General features: G+C 50.0%; 20 protein-coding genes. All 20 read left to right on the top strand.

The features are described from left to right. The coding region (locus ACO0LO_RS13340; RefSeq protein ID WP_422964692.1) for an EF-Tu/IF-2/RF-3 family GTPase at nt 1–428 on the top strand (428 nt) is incomplete at its 5' end. Between the two features lie 93 nt (nt 429–521). Beyond that, nucleotides 522–839: a 30S ribosomal protein S10 gene (gene rpsJ, locus ACO0LO_RS13335; RefSeq protein ID WP_188566862.1), complete on the top strand. Its 318-nt coding sequence runs from the start codon at nt 522–524 to the stop codon at nt 837–839. Between the two features lie 245 nt (nt 840–1,084). After that, nucleotides 1,085–1,741: a 50S ribosomal protein L3 gene (gene rplC / locus ACO0LO_RS13330; RefSeq protein ID WP_422964691.1), complete on the top strand. Its 657-nt coding sequence runs from the start codon at nt 1,085–1,087 to the stop codon at nt 1,739–1,741. Nucleotides 1,742–1,744: 3 nt separating this feature from the next. Then, on the top strand, nt 1,745–2,368 hold the full coding sequence (gene rplD / locus ACO0LO_RS13325; RefSeq protein WP_422964690.1) for a 50S ribosomal protein L4: 624 nt from the start codon (nt 1,745–1,747) through the stop codon (nt 2,366–2,368). Further along, nucleotides 2,365–2,679 carry a 50S ribosomal protein L23 gene (gene rplW, locus ACO0LO_RS13320; protein WP_422964689.1) on the top strand — a complete coding sequence of 105 codons (315 nt, stop codon included), beginning with the start codon at nt 2,365–2,367 and terminating at the stop codon, nt 2,677–2,679. Before rplD ends, rplW begins: the two co-directional genes overlap by 4 nt. A 2-nt stretch (nt 2,680–2,681) precedes the next feature. Continuing rightward, a complete protein-coding gene (gene rplB, locus ACO0LO_RS13315) occupies nt 2,682–3,509 on the top strand; it encodes a 50S ribosomal protein L2 (RefSeq protein WP_422964688.1) in 828 nt (275 codons plus the stop codon). A 10-nt stretch (nt 3,510–3,519) separates the two neighbouring features. Next, nucleotides 3,520–3,795 carry a 30S ribosomal protein S19 gene (rpsS, locus tag ACO0LO_RS13310; RefSeq protein ID WP_105530985.1) on the top strand — a complete coding sequence of 92 codons (276 nt, stop codon included), beginning with the start codon at nt 3,520–3,522 and terminating at the stop codon, nt 3,793–3,795. Nucleotides 3,796–3,800: 5 nt separating this feature from the next. Further along, the gene (gene rplV / locus ACO0LO_RS13305) at nt 3,801–4,133 is read left to right on the top strand and encodes a 50S ribosomal protein L22 (RefSeq protein ID WP_188566867.1); all 333 of its coding nucleotides are present in this window, start codon (nt 3,801–3,803) and stop codon (nt 4,131–4,133) included. A 9-nt stretch (nt 4,134–4,142) separates the two neighbouring features. Then, nucleotides 4,143–4,988 (top strand): 30S ribosomal protein S3, encoded by an 846-nt coding sequence (gene rpsC, locus ACO0LO_RS13300; protein WP_422964687.1) that lies wholly within the window; start codon nt 4,143–4,145, stop codon nt 4,986–4,988. Between the two features lie 2 nt (nt 4,989–4,990). After that, nucleotides 4,991–5,410 carry a 50S ribosomal protein L16 gene (rplP, locus tag ACO0LO_RS13295; RefSeq protein WP_110255918.1) on the top strand — a complete coding sequence of 140 codons (420 nt, stop codon included), beginning with the start codon at nt 4,991–4,993 and terminating at the stop codon, nt 5,408–5,410. 12 nt (nt 5,411–5,422) lie between these two features. Continuing rightward, nucleotides 5,423–5,614, top strand: a complete 192-nt coding sequence (rpmC, locus tag ACO0LO_RS13290) for a 50S ribosomal protein L29 (RefSeq protein WP_188566870.1) — start codon at nt 5,423–5,425, stop codon at nt 5,612–5,614. Then, nucleotides 5,614–5,898: a 30S ribosomal protein S17 gene (rpsQ, locus tag ACO0LO_RS13285; protein ID WP_422964686.1), complete on the top strand. Its 285-nt coding sequence runs from the start codon at nt 5,614–5,616 to the stop codon at nt 5,896–5,898. Before rpmC ends, rpsQ begins: the two co-directional genes overlap by 1 nt. Before the next feature lie 256 nt (nt 5,899–6,154). Next, nucleotides 6,155–6,523: a 50S ribosomal protein L14 gene (rplN, locus tag ACO0LO_RS13280; RefSeq protein WP_016836029.1), complete on the top strand. Its 369-nt coding sequence runs from the start codon at nt 6,155–6,157 to the stop codon at nt 6,521–6,523. A 9-nt stretch (nt 6,524–6,532) separates the two neighbouring features. After that, complete coding sequence (gene rplX, locus ACO0LO_RS13275) at nt 6,533–6,847, top strand: 50S ribosomal protein L24 (protein ID WP_422964685.1); 315 nt, start codon at nt 6,533–6,535, stop codon at nt 6,845–6,847. A 2-nt stretch (nt 6,848–6,849) separates the two neighbouring features. After that, on the top strand, nt 6,850–7,389 hold the full coding sequence (gene rplE / locus ACO0LO_RS13270) for a 50S ribosomal protein L5 (RefSeq protein WP_422964684.1): 540 nt from the start codon (nt 6,850–6,852) through the stop codon (nt 7,387–7,389). Between the two features lie 7 nt (nt 7,390–7,396). After that, on the top strand, nt 7,397–7,702 hold the full coding sequence (rpsN, locus tag ACO0LO_RS13265; protein ID WP_422964683.1) for a 30S ribosomal protein S14: 306 nt from the start codon (nt 7,397–7,399) through the stop codon (nt 7,700–7,702). A gap of 14 nt (nt 7,703–7,716) precedes the next feature. Beyond that, a complete protein-coding gene (gene rpsH / locus ACO0LO_RS13260) occupies nt 7,717–8,112 on the top strand; it encodes a 30S ribosomal protein S8 (protein WP_422964682.1) in 396 nt (131 codons plus the stop codon). Nucleotides 8,113–8,122: 10 nt separating this feature from the next. Then, nucleotides 8,123–8,656 (top strand): 50S ribosomal protein L6, encoded by a 534-nt coding sequence (gene rplF, locus ACO0LO_RS13255; RefSeq protein ID WP_422964681.1) that lies wholly within the window; start codon nt 8,123–8,125, stop codon nt 8,654–8,656. A gap of 12 nt (nt 8,657–8,668) precedes the next feature. Next, nucleotides 8,669–9,031, top strand: a complete 363-nt coding sequence (gene rplR / locus ACO0LO_RS13250; protein ID WP_188566877.1) for a 50S ribosomal protein L18 — start codon at nt 8,669–8,671, stop codon at nt 9,029–9,031. Nucleotides 9,032–9,043: 12 nt separating this feature from the next. Beyond that, the gene (gene rpsE, locus ACO0LO_RS13245) at nt 9,044–9,562 is read left to right on the top strand and encodes a 30S ribosomal protein S5 (RefSeq protein WP_422964680.1); all 519 of its coding nucleotides are present in this window, start codon (nt 9,044–9,046) and stop codon (nt 9,560–9,562) included. The last annotated feature ends 10 nt before the right edge of the window (nt 9,563–9,572 follow it).

Raw genomic sequence — 9,572 nt, 5'->3', positions numbered from 1 at the left:
AAACGACCTGCACAGGCGTTGAAATGTTCCGCAAACTGCTCGACCAAGGTCAAGCAGGCGACAACGTCGGCGTACTGCTGCGCGGCACCAAGCGCGAAGACATCCAGCGTGGTCAAGTGTTGGCAAAGCCAGGTTCCATCAAGCCGCACAGCCACTTCACTGGCGAGATCTACGTTCTGTCCAAAGACGAAGGCGGCCGCCATACACCGTTCTTCAACAACTACCGTCCACAGTTCTACTTCCGTACAACGGACGTGACTGGCTCGATCGAGTTGCCAAAGGACAAAGAAATGGTTATGCCAGGCGATAACGTGTCGATCACAGTCAAGCTGATCAACCCGATCGCGATGGAAGAAGGCCTGCGTTTCGCGATTCGCGAAGGTGGCCGTACTGTTGGCGCCGGTGTTGTTGCAAAAATCATCGAGTAATTATTTTTAAATAAGTACTCTCGCTCTTTGTTAAATACTGCGGGTGTCCGGTTCATCCAGTCACCCGCAGATCGCTCTTTATAAGGAAGTAATATGTCTGCTACCAATCAAAAAATCCGCATCCGTCTGAAAGCTTTCGATTACAAGTTGATCGACCAGTCGGCACTCGAAATCGTCGAAACAGCCAAGCGCACTGGCGCTGTTGTTAAAGGCCCGGTTCCTTTGCCAACACGCATCCAGCGTTTCGACGTTCTGCGTTCCCCGCACGTGAACAAAACTTCTCGTGACCAGTTCGAAATCCGCACTCACCAACGTCTGATGGATATCGTTGATCCTACAGACAAAACAGTAGATGCGTTGATGAAACTGGACTTGCCAGCTGGCGTGGACGTAGAAATCAAATTGCAATAATTGAAATTTGAGCCCCGGCGGGTCCGCCTCCCCGGATGCAGTTCCCCCAAGGGTTCAACATGGAAAATTATTGGAAAATGCGACATACCACAATTTTTAGCATTTTCAAACAAATAGTCTTGTAAAACTTTTTTCTGCAAGCTATAATCGAAGGCTTAGGTGTAGACCCGCATTTTGCGGGCCTATGCGTTTAAGTTTTTTAAACAGTCAGCCCCACCCAATCGTAGGTGGGAATGGAGAAAACAATGAGCTTGGGCCTTGTTGGTCGCAAGGTTGGTATGATGCGTATCTTTACTGATGACGGGGATTCAATTCCAGTTACAGTATTGGATGTATCCAACAACCGCGTGACACAAATCAAAACTCCTGAAACAGATGGATATTCCGCTGTTCAGGTAACTTTCGGTCAGCGCCGTGCGTCGCGTGTTACTAAAGCCGCCGCCGGTCACCTTGCAAAAGCAGGTGTTGAAGCTGGTACTGTCCTTAAAGAATTCCGCGTTGAATCTGCAAAAGCCTCAGAAATGAAGGCAGGCGATGTTGTGCCTGTTGGAATGTTTGAAGCTGGTCAGAAAGTGGATGTGCAGGGTGTGACAATTGGTAAAGGCTATGCCGGTACCATCAAGCGCCATCACTTCTCTTCTGGTCGTGCAACTCACGGTAACTCCCGTTCGCATAATGTTCCAGGTTCTATCGGTATGGCGCAGGATCCAGGTCGTGTATTTCCTGGTAAGCGCATGACCGGTCACCTGGGCGATGCAACTCGCACTGTGCAAAATCTGGAAATCGCTCGCGTTGATGCTGAGCGCCAGTTGTTGCTGGTGAAGGGTGCCGTTCCGGGCGCGAAAAATGGTCAGGTGATTGTTTCGCCTGCTATTAAAGTTAAAACCAAGAAGGGAGCTTAATTTATGGAACTGAAGCTCCTAAATGCGCAAGGTCAAGCGGCGTCCAACGTTGCTGCCCCTGACACAATCTTCGGTCGCGATTACAACGAAGCCTTGATTCATCAAGTGGTCGTTGCATTCCAGGCTAACGCGCGCAGCGGTAACCGCAAGCAAAAAGATCGTGAAGAAGTCCATCACACAACCAAGAAGCCTTGGCGTCAAAAGGGTACTGGCCGTGCACGTGCCGGTATGTCCTCTTCTCCACTGTGGCGCGGGGGTGGTCGTATATTCCCGAACTCGCCAGACGAAAACTTCTCGCACAAAGTCAACAAGAAGATGTATCGCGCAGGTATCTGCTCGATTCTGTCCCAGTTGGCACGCGAAGGCCGTCTGAATGTGGTTGATAGCCTGGAAGTTGAAGCGCCTAAGACAAAATTGTTGTCTGAAAAGCTGAAGGCAATGGGTTGTCTGGATTCCGTTCTGGTAATCACTGAAGAATTCAATGAAAACCTGATGTTGGCAGCTCGCAATCTGGCGAACGTGCTGATTGTTGAGCCGCGTTATGCTGATCCAGTTTCTTTGGTTTTCTACAAGAAAGTGTTGATCACTAAACCAGCATTGGCAAAGATTGAGGAGATGCTGGCATGAACGCAATAGTTAAGCATAGCGAAGAGCGCCTGATGAAGGTTCTGCTGGCTCCGGTTATCTCGGAAAAAGCAACTATGGTTGCCGAGAAAAACGAGCAAGTGGTTTTTCTGGTCATGCCAGACGCGACCAAGCCGGAAATCAAGGCGGCAGTTGAACTGCTGTTCAAGGTCCAGGTTGAATCCGTCCAAGTGGCTAACCGTCTGGGCAAACAAAAACGTACCGGTAGATTTAATGGCCGCCGCAACCATACAAAACGCGCTTTTGTATGTCTGAAGCCAGGTCAGGAAATTAACTTTACCGAGGGGGCATAAGCATGGCACTCGTTAAAATGAAGCCAACCTCGCCAGGCCGTCGTGGCATGGTAAAAGTGGTCACCGAAGGCCTGTTCAAGGGTCGTCCGTTTGCCGCTTTGTTGGAAAAGAAATCGAAAACTGCCGGCCGTAACAACAACGGCCATATCACTACCCGTCATATCGGTGGTGGTCACAAGCAGCATTACCGTGTTATCGACTTCCGTCGTATCAAAGACGGCATCACGGCAAAAGTAGAGCGTATTGAATACGATCCTAACCGTACAGCGCACATTGCTTTGCTGTGCTATGCGGATGGCGAGCGTCAATACATCATCGCTCCAAAAGGTCTGTCCGTTGGCGACCAGGTAATGAACGGCTCGCAAGCGCCGATCAAAACCGGTAACTGCCTGCCAATTCGCAACATCCCAGTCGGCACAACTATGCATTGCGTAGAAATGTTGCCAGGCAAGGGTGCGCAAATTGCCCGTACAGCCGGCGCCGGCGTTGTTCTGATGGCGCGTGACGGTACTTACGCCCAGGTGCGCTTGCGCTCTGGCGAAGTTCGTCGCATTCACATCGAATGCCGCGCGACAATTGGCGAAGTGGGTAATGGCGAGCATAACCTGCGCAAAATTGGTAAAGCTGGTGCGATGCGTTGGCGTGGTGTTCGTCCTACCGTTCGCGGTGTGGTCATGAACCCGGTCGATCACCCGCACGGTGGTGGTGAAGGTAAAACTGCAGCCGGCCGTCATCCAGTATCGCCATGGGGTCAACAGACCAAGGGTAAGAAGACACGTCGCAACAAGCGCACGACTTCGATGATCGTCTCACGCCGTGGTAAGAAATAAGGGATAAATCATGACACGTTCATTGAAAAAAGGGCCGTTCTGCGACGCCCACCTGGTGAAAAAGGTCGAGGCTGCGCAAGCAATCAAAGACAAGAAGCCAATCAAGACATGGTCACGCCGTTCGACAATTATGCCGGACTTCATAGGCTTGACAATCGCTGTACATAACGGCAAGCAACACGTGCCTGTTTATGTATCCGAAAACATGGTTGGTCACAAACTTGGCGAATTCGCGCTGACTCGTACGTTCAAGGGTCACGCCGCCGATAAAAAGGCTAAGAAATAGGTGCGATGATGGAAACTAAAGCAATTCTGCGCGGTGTGCGTCTGTCTGAGCAAAAAGGTCGTCTGGTGGCTGACCTGATTCGCGGTAAAAAAGTAGATCAAGCATTGAACATCCTGGCCTTCAGCCCGAAGAAAGGTGCAACGATCATCAAGAAAGTTCTGGAGTCTGCAATTGCAAACGCCGAGCATAATGATGGCGCTGACATCGACGAGTTGAAAGTGAAGACTATCTATGTTGAAAAAGGTGCGATCTTGAAGCGCTTCACAGCGCGTGCTAAAGGTCGTGGTGATCGTATCTCTAAACAATCCTGTCACATCTACGTGACTGTAGGCAACTAAGGAGTCACGATGGGACAGAAGATACATCCAACCGGTTTCCGCCTTGCGGTAACGCGTAACTGGTCTTCCCGCTGGTATGCAGGCAATGGTAACTTTGCCTCCATGCTCGGTGAAGATCTGAAGGTACGTGAATACCTGAAGAAGAAACTGAAAAACGCATCCGTAGGTCGTATCACTATTGAGCGTCCAGCAAAAAATGCCCGTATTACCATCTACAGCTCCCGTCCAGGCGTTGTGATCGGTAAAAAAGGCGAAGACATCGAAATCCTGAAGGCAGATCTGGCGAAATTGATGGGCGTTCCTGTCCATGTCAATATCGAAGAAATCCGCAAACCGGAAATCGACGCGCAACTGATCGCTGATTCTATCGCTCAGCAGCTCGAAAAACGTATCATGTTCCGCCGCGCGATGAAACGTGCGATGCAGAATGCGATGCGTCTGGGCGCCAAGGGTATCAAGATCATGTCGGGCGGCCGTTTGAACGGTATCGAGATCGCACGTAAAGAATGGTATCGCGAAGGCCGTGTGCCTCTGCATACTCTGCGTGCAGACATCGACTACGGCTTCGGCGAAGCATCGACAACCTACGGCATTATTGGCGTTAAGGTGTGGGTTTACAAGGGTGACCGCCTGGCAAATGGCGATGCTCCAGTAATCGAATCCACTCCAGAAGACGACAAAAAACGTCGTGGTCCGCGTCGTGATGATGGCAAGCCAAATAGCCGTCCTCGCACCAAGCGCCCAGAAGGACAAACTACACCCGGTACTACAGCAGCAGCTCCGGCAGCTAAGCGTGTTCGCACCAAAGCTGATGGCGCAGTAGCAGCAGCACCGGCTGAGAAAGCAGGAGAATAATCATGCTGCAACCAGCACGCAGAAAGTATCGTAAAGAACAAAAAGGCCGCAACAAAGGTATCTCGCATACCCGCGGTACTGCTGTTTCTTTTGGTGAGTTTGGTCTGAAGGCGGTTGGCCGCGGTCGTATTACTGCGCGTCAAATCGAAGCTGCACGTCGTGCGATGACACGTCATATCAAACGTGGCGGCCGTATCTGGATTCGTATTTTCCCAGATAAGCCAATCTCGCAAAAACCTGCCGAAGTCCGTATGGGTAACGGTAAGGGTAATCCTGAGTACTATGTTGCCGAGATTCAACCAGGCAAAATGCTGTACGAAATGGATGGAGTCGATGAGACGCTGGCACGCGAAGCGTTCCGCTTGGCTGCAGCTAAATTGCCGTTATTGACAACGTTCGTCGTCCGTCAAGTCGGCCAATAATAGGAGTTGAAAATGAAAGTATCTGAACTCCAGGGCAAGGACCAGGCGGCTTTGACCAAAGAGCTGAATGAACTGCTGAAAGCCCAGTTTAGCCTGCGTATGCAAATCGCTACGCAACAACTGAGCAACACTTCACAGCTCAAGAAAGTTCGTCGTGATATCGCACGCGTAAAAACTGTCATGAATCAGAAGGATGCCAAATAATGAACGATCAAGCGAATGTTCAAACAAAAGTGGCATTGAAGCGCACATTGATTGGCAAGGTTGTTTCCGACAAGATGAACAAGACCGTAACAGTGGTCGTTGAGCGTCACGTCAAGCATCCTTTGTATGGCAAGATCATCGTTCGTACTAACAAGTACCACGCACACGATGAAGCAAACCAGGCAAAGGCCGGCGACACCGTTGAAATTCAAGAAGGTCGTCCGATCTCCAAGACTAAAGCTTGGACAGTGACACGTGTGGTTCAAGTTGCACAAGTTCTATAAATTTATTGCATAAATCGTTTTTTGATGTAATAATAGTTGGCTGTCATTTGCAAAGTATGCGGATGACAGCTTAAATGCCTTTCGTAGCACGTTCTGTCGCTGCGAAAGTGGTTAAAAAATTCGTCCACCTAATCAGTTGGCTCGTGCATTGTTAGTTGTTTAATTCTGACAAATAGTGGGTTAGCTGGCGGGACCAAGACTGACTACAAATTTGCATTGTGCGGATTATGTGGATTAAGTTGGGAAAGAGAACATTATGATTCAAACAGAAAGCCGGCTGGAAGTGGCTGACAATACTGGTGCGCGCGAAGTTTTGTGCATCAAGGTGTTGGGCGGCTCCAAGCGTCGTTATGCAGGTATCGGTGACGTAATCAAAGTTACTGTGAAATCTGCTGCTCCTCGCGGTCGTGTAAAAAAAGGTGAGATTTACAACGCAGTTGTAGTTCGTACTGCCAAAGGTGTTCGTCGTCAAGATGGCTCCCTGGTGAAGTTCGACAGCAACGCTGCGGTTTTGTTAAATGCAAAGCTTGAGCCAATCGGAACTCGTATTTTCGGGCCAGTCACACGCGAACTGCGTACTGAGCGCTTCATGAAAATCGTTTCGTTAGCTCCAGAAGTGCTGTAAGGGGTCGTGATGAGCAAAATTCTGAAAAACGACGAAGTCATCGTCTTGACGGGTAAAGACAAAGGTAAGCGCGGTCAGGTGCTGCAAAGCATTGATAGCGAATACGTTGTTGTTGCAGGTATTAATGTCGCTAAAAAAGCGACTAAGCCTAACCCAATGACTGGCGCAGTTGGTGGCATCGTGGATAAAGTGATGCCGATTCATGTGTCGAATGTTGCGTTGTTTAACGCAGCTTCCGGCAAAGCAGACCGTGTAGGCTACAAGGTAGTGGATGGCAAGAAAGTCCGTATCTATAAGTCGTCCGGCGAAGTTGTGAAGGCATAATCATGGCCCGTCTACAAGCATTCTATAAAGAAAAAGTTGTTGGCGATTTGACAGAGAAGTTCTCTTACAAATCACTGATGGAAGTGCCTCGCATTACCAAGATCACCCTGAACATGGGTTTGTCGGAAGCCATTGCCGACAAAAAGATCATTGAGCACGCTGTTGGTGACTTGACCAAGATTGCCGGTCAAAAGCCTGTTGTAACCAAAGCGCGTAAAGCGATTGCTGGTTTCAAAATTCGTGAAGGTTATCCAATCGGTTGTATGGTGACTTTGCGTGGCGCTCAGATGTATGAATTCCTGGATCGTTTCATTACTGTGGCTCTGCCGCGTGTACGTGACTTCCGTGGTGTGTCTGGTCGTGCGTTTGATGGTCGTGGTAACTACAACATCGGCGTCAAGGAACAGATCATTTTCCCTGAAATCGAGTACGACAAGATCGACGTGCTGCGTGGTATGAATATCAGTATCACGACGACAGCAAAGACCGACGAAGAAGCGAAAGCGCTCCTCGCCGCATTTAAATTCCCGTTCAGAAACTGAGGTCGCCATGGCAAAATTGGCACTGATTAATCGTGAGCAGAAGCGTGCAGACCTGGTGAAGAAATTCTCCGGCAAACGCGCCGAATTGAAGGCCATCATTGATGACCAGTCGAAAACCGAAGAAGAGCGTTATACAGCTCGTCTGAAGTTGCAGGCATTGCCACGTAATTCCAATCCGACACGTCAGCGCAATCGCTGCGCATTGACAGGTCGCCCACGTGGAACATTCCGTAAATTCGGTTTGGGCCGTATTAAACTCCGTGAAGTCGCCATGCGTGGTGAAGTCCCGGGTATGACTAAAGCCAGCTGGTAATAGGAGAATATGCAATGAGTATGAGCGATCCTATCGCCGATATGCTGACCCGCATTCGCAACGCACAAGTTGTTCAAAAAACTGTCGTGGCTATGCCATCCTCTAAAGTCAAGATTGCTATCGCTAGCGTCCTGAAGGATGAAGGTTACATTGAAGATTTCGCAGTTACTGAAGCTGCAGGCAAATCCGAATTGAAAATCGGATTGAAATATTACGCAGGACGTCCTGTTATTGAGCGTTTGGAACGCGTTTCGCGTCCAGGTCTCCGTATTTACAAAGGTAAAGACGAGATTCCAAATGTGATGAACGGTTTGGGAGTGGCGATTGTCTCCACACCAAAAGGCGTTATGACTGACCGCAAAGCGCGCGCAACCGGTGTCGGTGGCGAAGTGATTTGCTACGTCGCCTAAGGAGTGCAAGATGTCTCGAGTAGGTAAAATGCCAATCGCTTTGCCAGCAGGTGCTGAAGTTAAGATCTCGGTAGAGCAGATTGAAGTAAAAGGTCCTTTGGGCTCGCTGATTCAAGGTCTGAATGGCCTGGTAGCAGTAGCTAACGACAACGGTACACTCAGTTTTTCTCCGGCTAATGACGGACGTGAAGCCAATGCAATGACCGGCACCCTGCGTGCACTGGTCAACAACATGGTCAACGGCGTTACTAAAGGCTTCGAGAAAAAATTGACCCTGGTTGGCGTTGGTTACAAAGCGCAGGCACAAGGCGATAAATTGAATCTGTCCCTGGGTTTTTCACACCCAGTTGTTCACCAAATGCCGCAAGGCGTGACGTGTGCTACAGCGACGCCGACTGAAATCCTGATCAAAGGGATTGACAGGCAGCGCGTAGGTCAGGTGGCAGCTGAAGTTCGTGCATACCGCAGCCCAGAGCCTTATAAAGGCAAGGGTGTCCGCTACGCGGACGAAGTGGTTGTGATTAAAGAAACCAAGAAGAAGTAATAGGGGTTGACGATGGACAAGAAACAATCACGTCTGCGCCGCGCACGTCAAACCCGTGCCAAGATCGCAGAACTCAAAGTGACCCGCCTGGCCGTGCATCGTACCAATCAGCACATCTATGCGAACATCATTGGCGCAGATGCCAAAGTGTTGGCGTCGGCTTCTACCGTAGAGGCAGAAGTTCGTGCAGAGTTGGCAGCAGCATCCGGCAATGGCGGCAACGCAGCAGCAGCAACTCTGGTTGGCAAGCGCGTTGCAGAGAAAGCATTGAAAGCAGGGGTTACCGAAGTTGCGTTTGACCGCTCCGGTTTCCGTTACCATGGCCGCATCAAGGCGTTGGCAGAAGCCGCGCGTGAAGCCGGCTTGAAGTTCTAAGGAAAATTCGTCATGGCAAAAATGCAAGCGAAAACGGCGGCTGACAAGCCGGATGATGGCATGCGCGAAAAAATGATCGCGATCAACCGTGTAACCAAAGTGGTTAAGGGTGGTCGTATCATGGGCTTCGCAGCACTGACAGTAGTAGGCGACGGCGACGGCCGTATCGGCATGGGCAAGGGAAAATCGAAAGAAGTTCCAGTTGCTGTGCAAAAAGCGATGGAAGAAGCGCGTCGCAAGATGATCAAAGTGACTTTGAAGAACGGTACTCTGCAGCACACCGTTACTGGCAAGCACGGCGCATCATCTGTGATGATTTCTCCTGCGAAAGAAGGTACTGGCGTTATCGCCGGCGGCCCAATGCGCGCGATTTTTGAAGTAATGGGTATTGTGAACGTTGTGGCTAAGTCCAACGGCTCCACTAACCCTTACAACATGGTTCGTGCTACTTTGAACGGTTTGTCCAAGATGAGTACTCCTTCGGAAATCGCTGCCAAGCGCGGCAAGACCGTTGAAGAAATTCTGGGCTAAGGTGAGCGAA

The sequence above is a fragment of the Undibacterium sp. TJN25 genome (assembly GCF_049339885.1).
Classification (GTDB): domain Bacteria; phylum Pseudomonadota; class Gammaproteobacteria; order Burkholderiales; family Burkholderiaceae_D; genus Undibacterium.
Note: the sequence above shows the minus strand (reverse complement) of the source record. Positions and strands in the feature narration are given on the sequence as shown.